This is a genomic window from Acaryochloris sp. 'Moss Beach', from assembly GCF_021497025.1.
GTDB lineage: Bacteria > Cyanobacteriota > Cyanobacteriia > Thermosynechococcales > Thermosynechococcaceae > Acaryochloris > Acaryochloris marina_A.
Genome location: NZ_CP071717.1, coordinates 1,888,061 through 1,907,918, shown reverse-complemented (window position 1 = coordinate 1,907,918; position 19,858 = coordinate 1,888,061). Strand labels below are relative to the sequence as shown.

Here is a 19,858-nt window from a genome sequence, read left to right as displayed (position 1 = left end):
CTTTTGGGGGTTATACTCCGAACGAGTTGAAAGTTTACTTTTTTCATGAGCTTCAAATCCCTTGTTAGAAAGAGTTGTAGCTCAATCTAAAATGTTAAACCCTCAGCCGTTGGCAGTATAGATAACTTCATCTCCGTTTTAACACCAACCTTCTAGTAACTGCAAAACCTGAGAAATATCAACTTCAAAGTTCTCGCGGTTGTTGGCTTTGTCCGAGAACCAGAAGCGATAGTCATGTCCCAATGCTTTGGCTAAGTAATAGTAATAGGTTTGGGTTTTAGCCATGACCTGCAGTTCCAAGATCTTTACAGACTCGGAAAAGAGGACGTGGGTGATACCACCCCCATAGGCCCCCACTACAATTTCAGCATCATAGAAAAGTTCAACTTTCTCTTCTAAGGAGAAATCTTCCAGCTCATAGATTTCAAACCCCAAGGGTTTGAGGGCTGCAATTAATTCGGCTTCATTAACAATATGCCGCTTTTTCTGGCCTTTGGCCGACTGGGCTCGGGAAATATAAATCCGTTTGTTTTGGGTTGAAGGACGCTTCGGAAAAATGGCTTGCCGAAGCTGCTGGATATAGGCTTGGGGCAGATAGCCAGACCCGAACTGAGTCAGAAACGTCGGCAAAATCAATTTTTCGACGCGGTAAAGCCGACTGGGTTCTAACTTGGTTAAGGTGACATTTTCTGGAATCAGTTTCGGGACTAATAGAGTTTCTGTCTCCGACACAGGATCAGAATAGAGGAGCTGAATATTGTCTATCTCTGCATATTCTGGCTGGCTCAGCAGGGAACAACGGGGGACTAAGTCAATAAATTTGTGGTAGTAACCATTGGGCAATCCTTGATAAATACTGGCATACCCCGAAATCTCTTGGACCGGCTTCTCAAGCATTCTGCGCCGGATAAAGCTTTTATTGAGTAAGGCCCCATAAATCGTGATGTCGTCCATTTGGGGATACATGGACTCGGCAATCACCTTGCGAGAAGGCGTTAAGACGATGCCGTTGCCCGGTTCGACTAACACGTTTTCTAACACCGTTGAGAAAATATCGTGGGTGGTATAGGTTTCACTCTCCAGATAGGCAAAGGGACCGTCAAAGGGCGGCATATCCTTGATTTCAGGCGTATCAATGGTCTCCGGGGGAAAGCGCCGATGCTTCGGATGGTCTTTGCCAAAAGCCTGAGCCACGGTTTGCCGTGGGAGCAGATATGCGATCGCAGGCTTGAGTACGGCCCAACTAAACAGGGGACGAAGGATGGGCTTTAACGCGTTAGAGATTGTTTCAGGCATATTTCCAGAGAGTGTTCCTAAAACCATGGCTGTCTTCTTTCCACTGATCGCGACCTTGACTTGTCCCTATACAAGTATTGCCAAGGGGGCTAGCTGCTCAGTCTTTAGACTGATAACAACCGTTGACACAATTTAAATACAAAGTTTTCTAGGGTGAGTTGAGGTTGATAAACGGCTGATAATCCTTGGCTGGTATAGGTAAATGTATCTTCTATCGGCTCCCCATCCGGCAGGACGACATCAATCGCAATATCAAATCGCTCTTGCATCACCCGTTGGACTAGTTGAGCAAGCCCTCGAATACTGAGGGTTTCTGGCCCTGGTAAATGGAGGAGATCTAGGGTGTCCATTTGGGGATACGCGGCTGCGATCGCACCACAGATATCTTGGACGGCAATAAAGTTGCGTCGTTGATATCCCGGCGTTCTCAAGACAATCTGTTTCTCTTCCACTGCGGCCTGACAGAACCCTAAAGGGGTTAAGGTCCAGCGGTTGCAGCTTTTAACATCGGCTGGTACACCAAAAAAATTACTGGGCCTCAACACTAAAGTCTGTAGAGACTGCTCTCGCCGATAAAGCCGTAAGTAATCTTCAGACTGTAAATGACTTAAACCATAGTCGTTTGCAGGCAACGGCGTCGTGGATTCATCAATCCGGCCGGTGGGATGGCCAAAGACATGAAAGGTCGATAAGTACACAAACCGCGAAATGTGGTTGGCCACACAAAAGTCCAGGGCGGCCCGGGTACCGGCCACATTCTGAAAAATGCTTTGATAGGGCTGGTCCCGACAGGTCACTTCATGGGCGGCGGCCGCATGTATAAACAAATCAACAGGTTGCTCTAGCTTTTGGGCGGCAAACTGGTCTGGCTGATTGAGATCAAACGGGACATCTGCATCTGGGCGGCGGGTTGCCGTTAAGACAGTCCAGGACCGATCTCTAAAAAACTGACAGGCTATGCCCCCAAAATAGCCATTGGCTCCGGAAATCAGGACCGTTGGTGATGGCTGGGAATGAGTCATGAGTGGGCAGGCTCATAGACAAACGGACTTTCATAGTCAGCCAGGGTCTTCCATCCTTGATCTTTTTCAGAAATAATCGGATTTGGACTCGGCCAGGGAATCTCAGCCGAGTTCCACAACAGACCTTGTTCATGGCCAGGGGCATATACCGTGGACACCTGATACATCACGAGGGCGGTTTCACTGACAATGTAAAAACCATGGGCTAATCCAGGGGGGATATAGGCCGAATTGCCTTTTTCGGCGCTGAGTTCAAATACTTCAAATTGCCCATAGGTAGGCGAACCCACTCTTAAATCGACCACCGCATCTATGATCTCACCCTGGGCGCAGTGAACCATCTTCGTATGATCTTTAGGGGGGATCTGAAAATGGAGGCCCCGCAATACATTTTGGGTGGAGTAAGAATAATAGGCTTCAGGGAAATGGGTTTCTAACTGGTGGCTGGCGAAAATCTCTTCATGAAAAGTTTTAACAAACCGACCCCGCTGATCCTTGAAAACGTTTAATTCTAATTCAAAACAGCCTGGTATTTTGGTGGAATGAAGTTGCATATCCTTCCTATACAAGTACTAAGCAGAAGTGGACTCAAGAAATGCTGTGTACCACTGAATGGTTTCTAATAATGCCGCATCCAAATCATAGGGAGATTTCCAATCTAATAGCTTTCTTGCCTTTGCGGCAGAGAGATATTGATGCTTGATTTCATTCTGAGCTTGGTTCAAAATCGTCGGCTCCAGATGAGGTTTGCCCATCAACTTTAGGATTTTATGAACTAACTCTAAGACTGAAATCTGCAGCTCATTACTAAAGTTAAAGGCCTCACCCAATATTTCCGGCCGATCCATTTGTTCCGCCAGATGAAGGTAGGCCAGCACACCATCCTTGACATAAAAATAGTCACGGATATAAGTCCCATCACTGCGAATCACAATGGGTTTGTCACGCAACGTCGATCGAATGGTATCCGGGACAATTCGATTGAAATTCAAGTCCCCACCGCCATAGAAATTCCCGCAGCGGGTAATACAGACGGGTAGGTTGTAAGTCACATAGTAGGTCCGACACAGTAAATCTGCGCAACTTTTGGACACATCATAGGGATGCTCGCCTTGGAGTGGTGTTTGTTCGTCGTAGGGCAAGATATCTTGATCACCATAGGCCTTATCACTGGAAGCGACGACAATACGACTGACTCCCCCCACCCGACGACAGGCTTCTAAGACATTCCATGTCCCTTTGATATTGGCTTCAAAGGTGCCCAGGGGTTCGCGATTGGCAACCCCCACAATGGTTTGGGCAGCTAAATGGAATACTGTATCCACTTCGTATTCATTGATAGCCCGCTCCAAAACCCCTAAATCTTCAATGCCGCCGTAAACCGTTGTAATTTTGTCGGAGAGCCCTTCTGTAAACAAACGAGACTGAGGAACCCAATCTCGGACGAGTCCAACGACACGAGCGCCACGGGCCACTAGCTCTTGAGTCATCCAACTCCCTAACAGCCCAGTGCAACCCGTAATCAATACCGATCGATCCTGCCAAAATTCACTCATTACCAAACCCTCCACTGTGCTTGATTGGAGGTATATAGCTCATTGAGAAGTCCGAGTTCTCTATAGGTATCCATACATTGCCAAAATCCATCGTGTTTATAGACAGCGAGTTCTCCCAATGCCGCTAATGCTTTAAAGGGCTCGGCTTCCAGAACGGTGCTATCTCCTTGAATTAGATCTAGAACCTTGCGATGAAACACAAAGTATCCCCCGTTGATCCAGCCTTCGCTGGTTTGGGGTTTTTCTTGGAAGTAGCTGACAAAATTGTTATCAATGGCAAGCTCACCAAAACGTGAAGGCGGGCGAACGGAGGTGATGGTGGCTAGCTTGCCATGGCTGTTATGGAACTCCAGCAATTTCTGGATATCAACGTTGCTCACCCCATCGCCATAGGTGCCCATAAACAAGTCACTACCAATGTCGTTGAAATAAGGAGATAGACGTTTTAATCGTCCCCCAGTCATGGTTTCAGGGCCAGTATCAATCAACCAGATTCTCCAGTTCTCTTCTCCATGGGAGCTATCTAATTTGGTGATTTTTTTATTGCCTAATTCCAGCAAGACATTGCTATGGTTCCAATCATAGTTAAAGAAATAGTCACGAATCATATCGCCTTTATAGCCAAGGCAGAGAAGAAAATCCGTAAAACCATAGTGAGCATAGATTTTCATGATGTGCCAAATCATGGGACGGTCACCGACCATGACCATGGGCTTGGGACGAAACTCGGTTTCTTCTTTTAATCTCGTTCCTTTACCACCACACAAAATTGCGACAGGAATTCTTGGTTTTGTCTCCATTAGCTCACTCAATGAACAACTCTAACAATCGATTTGAAACGGTTAATAAAAAACTAAAGATAAAGACGCATTTAAAAGCTATTTAAAAAAATCCAAAATTGTTTCAATCATATATTAATATTTCCCATTTTGTAGTACATTCACATCATAGATTCTTCTCGGTCAGTTTAATATATGCATTGGCAAATCGCTGTCCAATCGTACGATAACTTTTAGTCGTGTAATGAACATAGTCTTGAAGAGCTAAATCATCAGTGGTAATCATAGATACATGGGGTAATTTAATATTCTCTTGCTGCTTTTTAATGGCTTCCCACTCTGTTAAGAGATCAGGAGCATCATGGGACCCAATTTGAGCAAACACAATCGGTAAGTTCTCTTGCTTTGTATCTAGTCGAAAATTCTCAACAAACTTTTCAAACTTTTTGGACCATTGTTGGGGAGATAGAGAGAGGTGAGAAAATTGCTTTTGATCCAGAGCATCTGCTTCCCCTTGAAAAAATAACATTCCTTTCAGATGGCCCATCAAAGAGGCAGCGCGCAATCGCTTGAGACAGGAGCCATAGAGGGAGTTTTCACTTAAATTGCGTTGCCATTCTTGAATGGTTGTCCCTCCTTTTGCACAGGGAATCAGGCCAATCACAGCATCCGCATCATGCTTGAGTAATGCTGATGCAAAGGTCATACCGGGACCTACACCGGGAGCCTTACCTTCTTGGGATATCGGATCAACTTGGCCTTCTATAGAATCCAGGGGATCTTTGGCGAGGTGCCATCGGTAATCATTCCCAAATACAAAAACCTGGGGATGTGTGGTTGAACTCTCAGCATCCAGCGGGCCTCTGCCCGCCATATTGGATTGCCCAGCTAAAACATAGAGGGATATTTTTCCTTGCCATGGATCAGGGATAGTCGGTAATGCTTGTACCTGGGAGACTTGAGGCGTCTGGAGGCGGTCTTTAAAAAGAAACTTATGCAGAAGCACCCCACCGGTAACTCCACTCAAAAATAGAATGATCAACCATATTTTTGACGGAATAAACTTCATAGTAACTAGGCAATATCCTTCGTAAGTGAGAAATATAGCAAGTCTAGATTAAACCCTTCAGCTCCCATTGTTGGTGTCAATACTTTCTGCTAAACGCCTTGATAATTGTTTTGAAATGAATTCTGAACGAACTTTGGCACCTTTGTGATTGAGATGATATTCAGAATCAAAGAAGTACTCTTTGCTAAAGGCCATATCTTTGGGGTCGTCTAACAGGGGGAAATCTAATGATTTTTTGAGTTGATCATCGATGCGGCGAATGGCAACAGCATTATCTCGAAACACAGAGTCTAGCAATGATGGATAGGAATAATAAATCTTTGCTCCTTTTTGGATGGCTGACTGATTAAATTCATTCAAAATGGTAATCGCCGTTTGCACTGAGTCATCATTGACGGTTAGTTTCCCTTTGATTTGGGTCAAGTCTCGCCCACTTTCGGTGTTGTTGATAGTGGCATCACCGATCTCATTCAAGTTACTGCGTTGATAAACTCTATCAATCTCATAGGTTCCTAGCACTGAGTTGATCGCTGTCCGGATAACGCCCCCAAGATAGAGCTGGCCTTTATCCAGCATGATGGGTGCATAGTACCAAGGAACGAACTGAAGATTCTGGGGACGATTCTCTATCACCGTATACAGGCGTTCTGGAATGTCGGGTAAAGGACTAGAAAATTGCTCATATTCAAACGAAATAACCACAATATCTCCTTCTACCAAGGAGGCCTCCACTTCATTGAGCATATATTCAAGCCCTACCGCTGCATGTAGACCCATATTGACGGGGTTACGATTTAAGCGACGTCCAATGAGTGAAGAATCTAAGCCAAAGGCTACATTAGAGCCCCCTAGGAAAATTACCCGAGGTTTTTGCTGTTTAGCCAGTAAAGCATGTTTATCGAGGGTTGCTGCTAAGTAGTTGGTTTTAGCTGTTTTGTCATGGTTCATGACGTAAAAAAACGAGCACTATTAACAGAACTAAAGACTGGACTGATATGAATTTTAGAAGGCGAAAGATAAATTTATTCATTAAGAGAACACTTAAATAAATCTATAAGTCAGGCTAGGAGAGTCCTAACTGTAATTAGGCTTTGAAATCATCATTGACAAGTACTTAAAACTGAAAATATACAAATTGTCCAGTACTCCATGTGCCGTATGCCAAGGTGATCCACAGCAATAGGGTATAGGCTGACCATCTGATACTTTGGGGTAACTTCTTCAATACCAAGGGGTGGGCATACCTTCTCTGTAGCCATTCAATGAGCACTAAGCAGGCTAAAACCACAACAATCCATTTACCAATGGGGCAATCTGCAACAATGGTTCCGAAAGATTTATAAGCCGCAGGACGGAGTGCATCCACAAATATCTTCTGCACCATAAAGCCAGCATCTTGAATTGTTTTAGCTCGGAAGAAGATCCAAGATAGACAAGTGAGGGAGAAGGTGATCAGCACTCTGATCAAAATTCCCAACTTGGGAAATAACCCCTCTCCGCAGGGGGTATCTGTTGCTTTCAGGGTTTGATCAGGAATCCACAGCTTTTCTACGAGCACGACGCCACCATGGATGCCGCCCCAGATGACAAAATTCCAGGCTGCTCCATGCCATAAACCACTGATTAAGAAGGTCAACATCACGTTGACGATTCTGCGGAGGGAGGTGACCCGACTGCCGCCTAGAGGAATATAGACATAGTCCCTCAACCATGAAGAGAAGGAAATATGCCATCGCCGCCAAAATTCAGCCATAGACTGGGAGAAATAGGGGTAGGCAAAATTCCGCATCAAGTCAAAGCCAAAGAGCCGAGCTGTGCCAATAGCAATATCAGAGTAGGCGGAAAAATCACAGTAAATTTGAAAGGCAAAGGCAATGGTCGCAAAGACTAGCTGGGGGCCAGGATATTCACTCGGCTGTCCAAATGCGCTGTCGACGATAGCTGCCAGGTTGTCCGCAACCAACATTTTTTTGGCTAGGCCCCAAAGAATCTGCCGGCATCCATCCACGGCTAACTCATAATTAAACTGCCTGGAGTTGAGAAATTGCGGAAGTAGGTGAGGTGCACGCTCAATCGGGCCAGCTACGAGTTGAGGAAAGAAGGAAACGTAAGCTAGGTAGTCAATATAGTTTTGGGTGGGCTGTAGTTGACGCCGATAAATATCGATGGTGTAACTCAGGGTTTGGAAGGTATAGAAGCTAATGCCAACGGGCAAAATAACATTAAGGGCCACATAGTCTAATTTCCATCCCACTAGGGAGAGTGAATCAACCAAACTCTGAGAGAAAAAAATTCCAATATTTGAAGAATCCCAGTAACCCTAAATTGATACATAGACTGCTGAATAATAAAAGTTTCCGTTTGCGGTCAGAGTCTGCTCGAGCTAGGTATAGGCCAATCCAATAATCGACAGAACTAGAGGCTAGTAATAAAAAGCAAAAGCGATAATCCCACCAGCCATAAAAAAATGTAGCTAATAACAACCAGAAAAATATTTTGTAATGACCTTTTTCCTAATTTCCAGTAACTGGTAAAGGTCAGTAGTAAAAATACTACGAAAGTTAAGGTCGTAAATGTCATATGAGGTTATTGGGGATAGCCAGTTAATGAGTATGAATCACATTTATTACTGATTTGTACACTAAAAACAGTTCAATATGGGATGAGTAGCAATACTCAGTTTTTTGAAGGTGTATTGATACCCAGAAGCGTTAACTGACAGCATAGATTAATCTATATTGCTGATGTTTGTGGCAATGTAGACTCCTAAAGAATGGGTACTCAGGAGATAGATATGATGACAGTCTAGATAGACCTTTTTTCATCACATTATCTAGTAAAGTCATGATAGTTCAGAGTTGCGGTGATCACCCTCACTATCAGAGACTTTTCTGCTCTAATTCTAAAGATTAAATCGGGATGACAGGATTCGAACCTGCGACATCCTGCTCCCAAAGCAGGCGCGCTACCAAGCTGCGCTACATCCCGTTGTTGGCTCATTGCCAATAAGACTTTAACATCCTATCACAGGCTTTTAACTGACTGGGGACAATCGAGCCAAGGTTTCTAGATAAAATAGCAAAGCATTGATATCTGAAGGATTGACGCCACCAATGCGGGATGCCTGTCCTACGGTCAGGGGCTGCACTTTCGCCAATTTCTCCCGTGCTTCCATCGACAATGTCTTAATGTTGGCGTAGTCTAAATTTTCTGGTAACTTACGCTGCTCTTGCCGACTCACCTGCTCAATCTGGCGCTGTTGGCGCTGAATATAGCCCGCATATTTGATTTCAATTTCGACACTTTCGCGTTCGGCTCGTTCGAGGGTCTCTATGCCCAGGCCATGCTGGTGAAGATCGCAGTAGTGAAATTTGGGGCGACGCAGTAACTCTGACAGAGTAATGGATCCTTTAATTTTTTCGCCGGTTGCCTGGACAATGGCCTGGGCTGCTGGCTCACGCTCCTTAATACGAGTGGCATGGAGCCGTTCTTTTTCAGCTGTGATGGTGGCCTGCTTACGGGTAAATAAGTGCCAGCGTCGATCATCAATCAGACCCACTTCACGTCCTAAGGGCGTCAATCGCTGATCGGCATTGTCTGATCGCAACAGCAATCGATATTCGGATCGGCCTGTCAACATCCGATAGGGCTCTCGTAAGTCTTTGGTGCAGAGATCGTCGATCAGCGTGCCAATATAGCTTTGGGCTCGAGGGAAGACGATCATTTCCTGTTGGTTCACGAATCGAGCGGCATTGATGCCCGCGACAATGCCCTGGGCAGCCGCTTCTTCATAGCCGGTGGTGCCATTAATTTGTCCCGCACAGAAGAGACCTTCAATGCGTTTGGTCATGAGGGTGGGATAACACTGGGTGGCGGGCAGATAATCATATTCCACGGCATAAGCCGGGCGGAGCATGGCACAACGTTCGAGACCAGGAAGCGATCTCAACATCCGTAACTGCAGTGCTTCGGGCAAACCCGTTGAGAATCCTTGAATATAGAGTTCAGGAATATCGCGACCTTCTGGCTCAATAAAAATCTGATGACTGGCCTTATCGGCAAACCGCACGATTTTATCTTCAATGCTGGGACAGTAGCGGGGGCCTTTGGCATCGACCCAACCGCCATAGACTGGAGACAGGTGTAAATTGTCCTGAATCAATTTGTGGGTTTCAGGGGTCGTGCGGGTGATATAGCAGTTCATTTGCTCCCGTTCAATCCAAACGGCAGGATCAAAACTAAACCACCGTACTTGCTGATCCGGGGGCTGAGGTTCCATGACGCTAAAGTCCACAGACCGTTTGTCGACGCGAGCGGGGGTTCCGGTTTTCAGCCGATCTGTTTCAAACCCTAATTTATTCAGGGTTTCGGTCAGTCCCTCCGCTGCAAACTCTCCGGCTCGTCCGGCCGGCATGGACTTATCTCCGACCCAGATCCGTCCTCCTAAAAAGGTACCTGTGGTCAGAATGACGGCCTGGCAACGAAAGGCGACACCAAAGTAGGTCTGGACGCCAACGACCTCATCATTGGCTCCTAGCACTAGGTCAGTGACCATGCCCTCCCGTACGGTCAGATTGCCCTGATTCTCGACGATGGTTTTCATCACCGCGGCATATTCGCGCTTGTCGGTCTGAGCCCGTAGAGCCCAAACGGCAGGACCACGGGAATGGTTAAGGAGACGTTTTTGCAAATAGGTGCGATCCGCCATTTTGCCAATTTCGCCGCCTAGGGCATCGACTTCATGGGTGAGCTGGGACTTGGCAGGTGCTCCTACGGCTGGATTACAGGGTTGCCAAGCGATTCTGTCTAGATTGAGGGTCAGCAATAGGGTACTGCAGCCCATCCGAGCAGAGGCTAACGCTGCTTCACAACCGGCATGGCCTGCCCCCACGACAATTACTTCAAACTCATCCAAAAATTCAACTGCCTGGGGGGACGTCATAGGTGTGGCCCTGAACTGATCTCCCTCTGATTCTAGCGGTTCTTTGGAATCTCCTTGTATCGATACATGAGTGGGGTAGTCTCCTAAATGAAGCGTGACAGAGTGTAATACTGGACGTTAAACCCATATATTCCATGGACTCATTTTGAATACCGTTCCTAAGTCTGTTTCCAAACTCTCTCGCCAAATATTGACCCATCCTTCCCTCCAATGGAATATTTGGACGATTGGGGTGATGGGGGTTGCGGTGTTAATTGCCACTCCGATTTTGGTGGTGTTAAGCAGTATTTTTACGAACCAAAGTGAGACATGGGGACATCTCGCCACCACGGTTCTGCCCACCTACATCATCAATTCCCTGTTGCTGATGCTAGGGGTGAGTGCAGGGGTCTTGGTCATTGGGGTGGGGACTGCATGGCTGGTGACCATGTGTGATTTTCCTGGGAGTCGAGTTTTTGAATGGGCTCTCTTGTTGCCCCTGGCTGCTCCTGCTTACCTGTTGGCTTATACCTATACGGATGTTCTCGAGTATTTTGGCCCTGTTCAAACCTTCCTTCGATATCTGTTTGGGTGGAAAAGCGCAACGGATTATTGGTTCCCGAATATTCGGTCGTTAGGGGGGGCGATCGCAATGATGAGTCTAGTACTCTATCCCTATGTTTATCTGTTGACGCGGGTGACGTTTTTAGAGCAGTCCGTTTGTACCCAAGAAGCCAGTCGGTCCTTAGGGTGTAATCCCTGGCAAAGCTTTTTTAAAGTGGCGCTGCCCTTGGCTCGCCCTGCCATCACGGCAGGCTTGGCCCTGGCCTTGATGGAGACCCTGAATGACTTTGGTACGGTTCAATACTTTGGTGTCCCTACCTTTACGACGGGCATTTACCGGACATGGTTTGGCGGTGGCGAGCGCATTGCTGCAACGCAGCTGGCTGCCGTCTTAATGATGTTTATTCTCAGCCTGATTTTATTGGAGCGATGGTCCCGCCGACAGGCCCGCTATTATCAGACCAGTAGCCCTTTTCAGCGCCTATCGACCTATAAACTGGAGGGGGGGCGAGCGTTATTGGCCGGGTTGAGCTGTTTTGTACCTATTGTTCTGGGGTTGCTGATTCCCGGAGCTTTACTCGTACAGATGACCCTGGAGAATATGGCCGAGACGGTGGGGCAGCAATTTTTGCCCCTGGCCCTGAATAGCTTACTCCTGGCCACCCTGACGGCGGGGTTGGCGGTGTTACTGTCCTTGTTTCTGGTCTATGGTTTGCGTTTGAGCGGTACGTCTGTGATGCGATTTGGGGTCAGGATCGCAGCGATGGGATATGCCATTCCTGGCTCCGTGATTGCCGTGGGCATTCTGATTCCACTGGCTCAATTCGAAGGTGCGATCGCACCCTTGCTGCAAAATTGGTTTAACCTGCCCGGTTCCTTTCTTCAGGGCACCATTACCGCTTTGATCTTTGCCTATTTAGTGCGATTTTTGGCGGTCTCTCTGAGTTCAGTGGAGTCAGGACTAGCCAAAATCAAACCCAGTTTTGACGATGCGGCCCATAGCTTAGGCCATTCCGCCCGCAGCACCCTCTCCAAGGTTCATGCCCCCATGATGGGGGGGAGTCTGCTCACAGCTTTGATGTTGGTGTTTGTGGATGTGATGAAAGAACTCCCCGCCACCATCGTGATTCAACCCCCCAATTTCGATACCTTAGCCGTGCGTGTATATCGTTATGCGTCTGATGAACGGTTAGTGGAAGCTGCAGCACCTGCTTTAGCTATCGTGCTGGTGGGACTATTGCCAGTCATTTTTCTCAGTTGGCAAATTGCTCAATCCCGCATACGGTCTACTGACTAAGAAGAGGTAGATCCTGGTCGGGATAATAATCCTAACCCTAAATATCGTCGCGGCGTTGCGGAGTTGGGGGAATCACTCTCATCATAAATTTCGCCCACCAGCTCTTCTAGCAGATCTTCTAAGGTCACCAAACCCACCGTACCGCCATACTCATCTACAGCAATGGCTAAATGAAGGCGCTGATGCAACATCTCTTTCATTAGATCTGCGACTCGTTTAGTTTCTGGAATGTATACCGGTGGATCCATTGCGGCTGTCACGATGTCATTCCCGTGGGTTTTGAGGTGCTGCACCGCACTTTTTAAGTGGATTACGCCCACAATGGAATCTTTGGACTCCTCTTGGACTGGAATCCGCGAATACCCACTGTCTAGACAAATATCAATCACGTCTTGCATCGTAGCTTCATGGGCAACCGTCTGCATCTCCACCCGTGGCTTGACGACTTGGCGCACCGTCAGGTTGTCCAACATCAAAGCTTTGTTGAGGAGTTGGCGTTTCTGTAAATCGAGCTGACCTCGTCCTCCGAGCACTTCAATTAAGAGCTGCAAATCTTGAAGCGACTCATTTTGTTGTTTTAAACCACTTTGGAAAAAGCGAATCACGACCTGCACAATCGATTCAAACAGGCGAATGATCGGTAATAACATAACCGACAACCAATAGATGGGGCGCACCACCCATTGAAAGATAGGCATGGAATTATTCACGGCTAAGGATTTGGGGGTAATTTCACCAAACAGTAGCAGCAAAAAAGTGACCGCAGCTGTTGCTAGTCCAACCCCCGCACCACCAAACCAAATCACAAATAAATTGCTGGTCAAGATCGCCGCAAAATTGTTGACCAAATTGTTGCCAATCAGCAGAGTTGTAATAAATCGAGCCCGTTTCTCTAGCACCAACCGATAGAGCCCATCAGGATCCCCTTCCGCTTTCATCAGAGCCCTGAGCTTCAGATTGTCGAGGGCCGTGATGGCGGTTTCAGATCCGGCGAAGAAAGCTGATAAAAACAGCAAAATCACCAGAATTATCAGATCCAGGCGGACATCTCCCAATAAAGGCTTTACAGTACTAGCCACTGATAATGGGGAGATAGGCAACAGAAACATTAATTTGAATATGGGGGGCAGACTGCAAGTATATCGTTGAAATAACGGCCCAGAGATATATCTTAATCGCTGCCTTTAAGAACCCGCTGCGCTGAATAATATCATTCTCCTAATCGCCTCATTTAGGGTGATCAGGAATTGTTGGTTGTAAAGTTTTAAGACGAATATTAACCGAATGGCTCATATTCAGAATGGGGATATGCTCAGAATTGTCACTTCCTTCCTCTATAAGGCTTTAAGTAAGGTAATGAGAGATCATCATTGTTTCCATAGCATGAAAATAATTTCATTGGCCAAGTTGAAATCGTGCCTTATCTTTCTACTCTAGACTGTTTGAGATAAGTATATAAAACTACAACTATTGGCTTATAAAATATCTAGAAAAGCGGATGTTCTCTGCATAGACACTCTGAAGTGATTTTTTGTCAGCTGTGCTGACGAAAGGCCATGTATCTAGACCAAGACTCCCAGAATATCTGTAGAAGTCTGACACGATGTGATCTTGAGCTAGATCACCAACCACTATTGATCATAAGAAAGATGTAGGGATGACAGAGATCATTTTCGTGGCGCCCTTGGCCCCATAAACTGAAACTAGAAAGTCGTAATTGTCACCCGTTCGATCCGAACCCATTAGCCGCAAGTAAATTCTGTGAATGTGGGTAACCTTCCAATATGTTTTCTGGAACTTGCATAAAGATCCTGGAAGCTGTTGATATTTCTATAGGGGGTAAAAGAAATTGTTGATGAGACAACCTGTCTTCTGCCCATGATTCCTCGGGTTATCACCCCGATGTCATACCTCATAGATGAAGGCACTCAACCGAAACAGTATTGGACTTCACCCTAGAGTCCTACTGCCTGCGACTTGGCAAAACACTATCTTTACACCGCCGCGAATCATGACTGGAATCTTTCGGTCTGACCTTTGCTGCTTTACTCCCATTCTGTTAATTACCCTCGCATGAGTCTCTGCATCAATCCTAGTTGTGCCGATCCACAAAGCTCAGATGACCATCTGTTCTGTGCGAGTTGTGGTTCAGAACTGTTATTAGAAGGTCGTTATCGAGTCCTTAGTCTGCGAGGGCAGGGAGGATTTGGCAAAACCTACGAAGTGAGTGATTTAGAGAGTAGTTCTAAAATCCTTAAAATACTGACTGACAATTATCCAAAACATGTGGAGTTGTTTCAGCGCGAGGCTAATTTGCTGAGCCAACTCCATCATCCTGGCATTCCTAAAGTTGAGCCCAATTCTTACTTCACGTTCTATCCTCGCAATTGGAAAGAACCCCTCCATTGCCTGGTCATGGAAAAAATTGTGGGGTTAGATTTGCAAGATTATTTACGACAACGGGGTCATCCCATTGATGAAAAACTGGCTGTCCAATGGCTGAAACAAGTCCTGAAGATTCTTCAGGTTGTTCATCAACAGCAGGTGCTGCACCGGGACATTAAGCCCTCTAACATTATGCTGAAAGCCAATGGCAACATCTGTTTGGTTGACTTTGGTACGGCCCGCTCAGTGACGAATGTGACCAACACTCAACAAGGTGGAACACGCGTTGTCTCCTCCTTTTATACTCCCCGTGAACAAATTCATGGGCAGGCAGTTCCCCAGTCTGACTTTTTTGCTTTAGGTCGAACCTTCGTCTACTTGGTGACGGGCAAAGAACTCAGCCAATTTTATGACGGTAGTACGGATGAATTCGAATGGCGTTCCACCGCCATTAATATCTCACCTCGGTTTTCCAATCTTTTAGATTGGCTGATGGCTCCGGTGGCTAGCCAACGACCCGCAAATGCTGAAGTGCTACTGCAGCAGCTCGTTGTTTTGGAAAGTAGCGGTCAATCTATTCCTGCTTCCGTGCTGAATCCAGCGTTGGGTGTTGAACCTACCCAGGCGGTTAATTCTGCTCATCCTCATTCATCTGGCTCCAGCATTCCTCCCAGTGCTCAACCTCCTAGTCAGCCTGTTTCCTCTAGTGCTCAGGCAAACAGTCAGCCGATTACGCCAGCTCCTTCTCCTCCGGCAACAGGTCCTGCATCGACAGCACCGGAATCGGCCACCGTGCCCATTGTCCCTAATTCAAAATCTGCCGTTCGGCCAGAATTTGGGCAAAAGTGTCAAAATCTTCTAGCAGAGTTTATTGGCCCCATCTCAGCTATTGTTTATCAGCGCACACTGACCCAGTATCCGGATGTGACGGAACAAGAGTTAGTCAAACTGCTTTCGCAGCAAATTCCGATTGCAGAGCAAGCCACAGAATTTCGGCAACGATTACGCTCCTAAGTGTTGCGGAATAACTTTATCTTGAAGGATTCGAACTTTAATGGGATTAATATTGATCAATGTTCGAATGTGATCGAATGGGATCCTAATACGAAGCCCTAGTTCCCTCGTTCATAATCGACCCATTGCCAGCCAATTCCGTTTATGCTGTCTCGAATCTGACGATGCCTAATCCTGCTGCCAAACTTGCTATCCGCAAAGACCAAGCTCTCATTAGAGAATTTCCACTGACCCAAACTGAAGTCAACTTAGGTCGCTCCCCAGATAATCAGCTCGTTTTAAGTGATGATTTGTCAGTCTCTAGGCATCATGCCCAATTCAAATATTCTGGTAATGCTTATGCTGTCACAGATCTCAATAGCTCGGATGGTACCTACGTCAATGGCATTCAGTTAGCCCCTCACACGCCCCGATCACTGGTTGCAGGCGATCAAGTACGCATCGGTAAATATGAAATAATTTTGGCGATTGCAGCACCCGTTCCTATTCCCGCCCAGTCTCCTGTTCCGGTTTCAGCTCAAAAAACGACTATTTCAGGCGTTCCAGAGGCTGGTGTGGGAGCTCCTCCCACCCAATCTCGACATTTAGACTTAAAAGGACGTGATACCTTCACCTTGGGGCGTGATCCCCTCAATGACATGGAGATCAACCACCCGTCTGTCTCCCGGTTCCATGCCCAAATCAAAAAGCAAGACGGTTCTTATATTGTTCTCGATCTCAACTCTACAAATGGCACTTTCTTAAATGGCAAGCAAATTGCGGGACATCATCCTCTCCGAGTAGGGGATTCGATTCGTGTGGGTCCGACCAATCTGGTCTTTAACCTGAATGAGACCCTTTTGCATAGCAATGAAGAAGGTAATCTGCGGATTGATGCTATTGGCTTGAATAAGCAAATCAATAAGGACCTCAACCTGCTGCAAGATATCTCCTTGTCGATTCAGGCTCGGGAATTTGTCGTGATTGCGGGAGTCAGTGGTGGGGGGAAATCTACCCTACTGGACGCCCTGAACGGATTTCGTCCAGCGACTAGTGGGAATGTCTTAGTCAACGGTACGGATTTATACCGTAATTTCAATGCCTATCGCAATCAAATTGGCTATGTTCCCCAGCGGGACATTGTCCATATGGAGTTAACGGTTGAACAAGCCTTAGATTTTGCGGCTCAACTGAGAATGCCCAATGATACAACCCGAGCAGAACGTAAAATGCGGGTGAGTGAAGTCCTTAAAGACTTAGGGCTGGAACATCGGCGTTCTGTTCCCATTAAGTCTTTGAGTGGTGGTCAAATTAAGCGAGTGTCCATCGGGGTGGAACTCCTGACGAAGCCTAGCCTATTTTATTTAGATGAAGCAACGTCGGGCCTTGATCCTGGGACAGAAGCCGAACTCATGCAGCTATTGCGGGAGTTAGCGGATCAAGGCCGCACCATTTTGCTGATTACCCATGCCACCGACAATGTGACCATGTGTGATCAGGTGGTGTTTATGGCCCGGGGCGGTTATTTAGCCTACTATGGCCCGCCTAAAGAAGCGCCCGGCTATTTTGGCGTAGAAAAATTCAACCAAATTTACAGCAAGGTTGAACATGAATTATCCCCCCAGGAATGGCAACAGCGGTATCAGCAATCGCCCCTGTATCAGAAATATGTGGCGCAACGCCAACAATCCTTGGGGGCATCTGGAACTCAAAGAGGTGCGAAACGCCTGAAGCAGCAATTACCCGGCGCTCAGGTCAAAACTATTTCGAGTTGGAAACAATTCCTGATTTTATCGAAGCGGAATATCGCGATACTGATGCGCGATCGCGTCAGTTTGATGTTAATGCTAGCTGTTGCCCCTATCCTGGGGATGCTGGATCTCGTGACCTGGAGTCAACCGCTCTTTGGTAGGGAAGATGGGAGTGCCAACTTAGCGCTGACGATGTTATTCACGACAATTTTGTTCTCCGTTATGGTGGGTGCACTTCCAACCATGCGTGAAATTGTCAAAGAAGTTGATATTTATAGTCGTGAACGAATCATCGGCTTACAAATCATTCCTTATGTTTTCTCAAAGGTATGGGTCAGCGTGCTGCTGGCGCTGTATCAAGGGGGTGTCTTCCTACTCTTTAAAGTGATTGCTATCCCAGATTTGCCGAGTGAACCTGGCATTCTAGTAGGAATGTATTTCACGATTACCCTTTCTGTTGTAGCCGGGATGTTGTTGGGACTATTGGGATCAGCAGCGGCTCCAAATCAAAGTGTGGCACCGATTTTAGTATTGGTTTTTCTTATTCCTCAAATTATTTTTGGGGGTGGAGTCTTGCCGATAGATACCTTTGGCCCTCCGGGTAAGGTTTTGAACCAATTGTCTCTGACCAAGTGGCCATTTGAAGCGCTTTCTACCCTTTCGAAAGTCGGCGTTGATGTAGCCGAAGATCCCTGCTGGCAGGATGTTACATCAGGAAAGGTCAAAGAAGTCGATGCTATTGAAGAAGAACGAAAAAAGAGTTGTGATTGTATGGGAAAAAGCGTCTTTAAGACATGCAATTTTCCTGGCATCTTGGCAGAATATGATAAAAGCGTAGACGAGCCAGAACCCGTAAAGCCTAAGCAACCGACTGGGGCGGCGGCCCAATCTCCAGACGCTTTTGACAAATTTGAAAAAGATTTAGAAGAATACCAAACCGCTTTTAGAGACTGGAGCTCGAAGCGAAACAAAGCGCTCGGTAATGCTGAAGGCTTAATCAACGGCATTAATGAGCAATTCAGCAATGCGTTCAAAGTCAATGTCAATCAACATTTAGGTATCTTTGGCATCTTTATATTTGCCATTTTTGCTCTAACTCTTGTAGTTCAGAAAGCTAAAGACTTTTTCTAAGTTCAAGAGGGAGAAGCTGACTGACATTGCTTTAACTCATACTCACTTTTAGCTATCTTCCTGTTACTCCTATTGGGATAACTTAAGGATTGTCAGGGTTCTGCTTGAGCATATTCATTGCCATTTCCAAGCTGACTTTCAAGCGGTTCACAGAAGCTGCAAGTACCCCGATTTCATCATTAGGCTTATGTTCAAAATCAGTATCTGACGCCCCTGTGCTGACATCTCGTGACCACTTGGACATTTTGGTCAAGGGCGTAATAATTGAGAATTTCAAGAACAGGTTGAGAATAACGGCTGCAACGATAAAGCCTGCTGCTAGGATGCCGATTACAAGCAATTGCAAGCGTCGAGCTTCTGCAAATACCTTGCTGGCCGGTACGGAAATCATTTGAGCGCCAATAATCTCATTGAGTTCCCAACCAAAACCACCGGTATCTCCGTAGGTTTTAATTTGGCTAGCGGGGGCTTTTTCAGGGGTACTGTGGCAGACTAAACAACTTTCACTTTTAATCTGCAAAGGTCGCGCAATATAAAATAGGTCGCCAGCTGAAATTTTGCGAAAACCGACTTGCTCTTGCAAATCTGGTTGACTGCGGAATTTTTCAACGACTTCAGTTTCGAATCTATCGGCTTTATCGCGAGGATAAGTAGGGTTTAGGGTTGCTTCTTTATAGAAGAAATCACTGTACTGCTCACGTTTTTGTAGGTTACTAAAGACTTCCCGAGCGGAATAGCCAGGCACGCTTGTCTTGACAAACTGACCATCAATCTCTAATTCAGGAGATAGCTTTTTGATTGTCCCTTGGTTTACTTGCTTACTGGTATATTCGCGCACAGAAGTCATGGTCTCAATTAGGACTAGGGCTTTATCCTTGACTTCTTGCTCCGCATTCTTCTGCAGGATATTAGATAAAAGCAAACCATTAATCAGAACAATAATTAAGAAAACCGACAGCAAAATGAGGTTTAGCTTGACGCCCAACTTGAGATTTTGGAACATTGGCAGGATTCCTTAGCTATTGTTCATGGTGAGTATTATTCTTCAAGACTGAGTGACTTAATACCAGACCTTTAAGTCATGTAAAGGTAAA

The 19,858-nt window shown here is 46.3% G+C and carries 14 protein-coding genes and 1 tRNA gene; 3 read left to right on the top strand and 12 right to left on the bottom strand.

Annotated features, from left to right (window positions below; translation table 11 throughout):
- Positions 1-138: 138 nt before the first annotated feature.
- The 10 genes from HRE53_RS08860 to mnmG form a co-directional block, all read right to left on the bottom strand.
- Positions 139-1,323, bottom strand: coding sequence for a DUF563 domain-containing protein (locus tag HRE53_RS08860; RefSeq protein WP_212663108.1), 1,185 nt, complete (start codon positions 1,321-1,323; stop codon positions 139-141).
- 77 nt (positions 1,324-1,400) lie between these two features.
- Entirely contained in the window at positions 1,401-2,318 is a 918-nt protein-coding gene (locus HRE53_RS08855) for an NAD(P)-dependent oxidoreductase (RefSeq protein WP_235110035.1), read from the bottom strand.
- Positions 2,315-2,872, bottom strand: coding sequence for a dTDP-4-dehydrorhamnose 3,5-epimerase (rfbC, locus tag HRE53_RS08850; protein WP_212663106.1), 558 nt, complete (start codon positions 2,870-2,872; stop codon positions 2,315-2,317). The genes HRE53_RS08855 and rfbC overlap by 4 nt, the downstream gene beginning before the upstream one ends.
- Before the next feature lie 18 nt (positions 2,873-2,890).
- Positions 2,891-3,874, bottom strand: a complete 984-nt coding sequence (locus tag HRE53_RS08845; protein WP_212663105.1) for a GDP-mannose 4,6-dehydratase — start codon at positions 3,872-3,874, stop codon at positions 2,891-2,893.
- A complete protein-coding gene (gene rfbF, locus HRE53_RS08840; protein WP_235110034.1) occupies positions 3,874-4,674 on the bottom strand; it encodes a glucose-1-phosphate cytidylyltransferase in 801 nt (266 codons plus the stop codon). Before rfbF ends, HRE53_RS08845 begins: the two co-directional genes overlap by 1 nt.
- Before the next feature lie 145 nt (positions 4,675-4,819).
- Positions 4,820-5,680 (bottom strand): sialate O-acetylesterase, encoded by an 861-nt coding sequence (locus tag HRE53_RS08835; RefSeq protein WP_235110033.1) that lies wholly within the window; start codon positions 5,678-5,680, stop codon positions 4,820-4,822.
- Between the two features lie 99 nt (positions 5,681-5,779).
- Positions 5,780-6,670: a hypothetical protein gene (locus HRE53_RS08830; RefSeq protein ID WP_235110032.1), complete on the bottom strand. Its 891-nt coding sequence runs from the start codon at positions 6,668-6,670 to the stop codon at positions 5,780-5,782.
- Positions 6,671-6,836: 166 nt separating this feature from the next.
- Positions 6,837-7,997 carry an MBOAT family protein gene (locus tag HRE53_RS08825; protein WP_235110031.1) on the bottom strand — a complete coding sequence of 387 codons (1,161 nt, stop codon included), beginning with the start codon at positions 7,995-7,997 and terminating at the stop codon, positions 6,837-6,839.
- A 639-nt stretch (positions 7,998-8,636) separates the two neighbouring features.
- Positions 8,637-8,710, bottom strand: a tRNA-Pro gene (locus tag HRE53_RS08820).
- A gap of 46 nt (positions 8,711-8,756) precedes the next feature.
- Entirely contained in the window at positions 8,757-10,664 is a 1,908-nt protein-coding gene (mnmG, locus tag HRE53_RS08815; protein WP_235110029.1) for a tRNA uridine-5-carboxymethylaminomethyl(34) synthesis enzyme MnmG, read from the bottom strand.
- A 235-nt stretch (positions 10,665-10,899) separates the two neighbouring features.
- On the opposite strand from mnmG, the gene HRE53_RS08810 reads away from it, so the two are divergent.
- Positions 10,900-12,504 carry an iron ABC transporter permease gene (locus tag HRE53_RS08810; protein WP_235111075.1) on the top strand — a complete coding sequence of 535 codons (1,605 nt, stop codon included), beginning with the start codon at positions 10,900-10,902 and terminating at the stop codon, positions 12,502-12,504.
- On the opposite strand, the gene HRE53_RS08805 is transcribed toward HRE53_RS08810, so the two are convergent.
- Complete coding sequence (locus HRE53_RS08805) at positions 12,501-13,613, bottom strand: hemolysin family protein (RefSeq protein ID WP_315876435.1); 1,113 nt, start codon at positions 13,611-13,613, stop codon at positions 12,501-12,503. The two genes, HRE53_RS08810 and HRE53_RS08805, sit on opposite strands and share 4 nt — an antisense overlap.
- A 964-nt stretch (positions 13,614-14,577) precedes the next feature.
- Between HRE53_RS08805 and HRE53_RS08800 the strand changes: the two genes are divergently transcribed.
- Both HRE53_RS08800 and HRE53_RS08795 read left to right on the top strand, forming a co-directional pair.
- Complete coding sequence (locus tag HRE53_RS08800; RefSeq protein WP_212663097.1) at positions 14,578-15,903, top strand: serine/threonine-protein kinase; 1,326 nt, start codon at positions 14,578-14,580, stop codon at positions 15,901-15,903.
- A gap of 164 nt (positions 15,904-16,067) precedes the next feature.
- Positions 16,068-18,764 carry an FHA domain-containing protein gene (locus HRE53_RS08795; RefSeq protein ID WP_235110027.1) on the top strand — a complete coding sequence of 899 codons (2,697 nt, stop codon included), beginning with the start codon at positions 16,068-16,070 and terminating at the stop codon, positions 18,762-18,764.
- 82 nt (positions 18,765-18,846) lie between these two features.
- On the opposite strand, the gene HRE53_RS08790 is transcribed toward HRE53_RS08795, so the two are convergent.
- Entirely contained in the window at positions 18,847-19,767 is a 921-nt protein-coding gene (locus tag HRE53_RS08790; protein WP_212663095.1) for a DUF3365 domain-containing protein, read from the bottom strand.
- Positions 19,768-19,858 lie beyond the last annotated feature (91 nt).

What these genes read in the sequence shown, in the direction of transcription:
- HRE53_RS08855 (WP_235110035.1), bottom strand. Translation starts at nt 2,318, where the DNA reads ATGACTCATTCCCAGCCATCACCAACGGTCCTGATTTCCGGAGCCAAT.
- HRE53_RS08810 (WP_235111075.1), top strand. Translation starts at nt 10,900, where the DNA reads ATGGGGGTTGCGGTGTTAATTGCCACTCCGATTTTGGTGGTGTTAAGC.
- HRE53_RS08860 (WP_212663108.1), bottom strand. Translation starts at nt 1,323, where the DNA reads ATGGTTTTAGGAACACTCTCTGGAAATATGCCTGAAACAATCTCTAAC.
- HRE53_RS08845 (WP_212663105.1), bottom strand. Translation starts at nt 3,874, where the DNA reads ATGAGTGAATTTTGGCAGGATCGATCGGTATTGATTACGGGTTGCACT.
- HRE53_RS08830 (WP_235110032.1), bottom strand. Translation starts at nt 6,670, where the DNA reads ATGAACCATGACAAAACAGCTAAAACCAACTACTTAGCAGCAACCCTC.
- rfbF (WP_235110034.1), bottom strand. Translation starts at nt 4,674, where the DNA reads ATGGAGACAAAACCAAGAATTCCTGTCGCAATTTTGTGTGGTGGTAAA.
- HRE53_RS08790 (WP_212663095.1), bottom strand. Translation starts at nt 19,767, where the DNA reads ATGTTCCAAAATCTCAAGTTGGGCGTCAAGCTAAACCTCATTTTGCTG.
- HRE53_RS08795 (WP_235110027.1), top strand. Translation starts at nt 16,068, where the DNA reads ATGCCTAATCCTGCTGCCAAACTTGCTATCCGCAAAGACCAAGCTCTC.
- mnmG (WP_235110029.1), bottom strand. Translation starts at nt 10,664, where the DNA reads ATGACGTCCCCCCAGGCAGTTGAATTTTTGGATGAGTTTGAAGTAATT.
- HRE53_RS08800 (WP_212663097.1), top strand. Translation starts at nt 14,578, where the DNA reads ATGAGTCTCTGCATCAATCCTAGTTGTGCCGATCCACAAAGCTCAGAT.
- rfbC (WP_212663106.1), bottom strand. Translation starts at nt 2,872, where the DNA reads ATGCAACTTCATTCCACCAAAATACCAGGCTGTTTTGAATTAGAATTA.
- HRE53_RS08805 (WP_315876435.1), bottom strand. Translation starts at nt 13,613, where the DNA reads ATGTTTCTGTTGCCTATCTCCCCATTATCAGTGGCTAGTACTGTAAAG.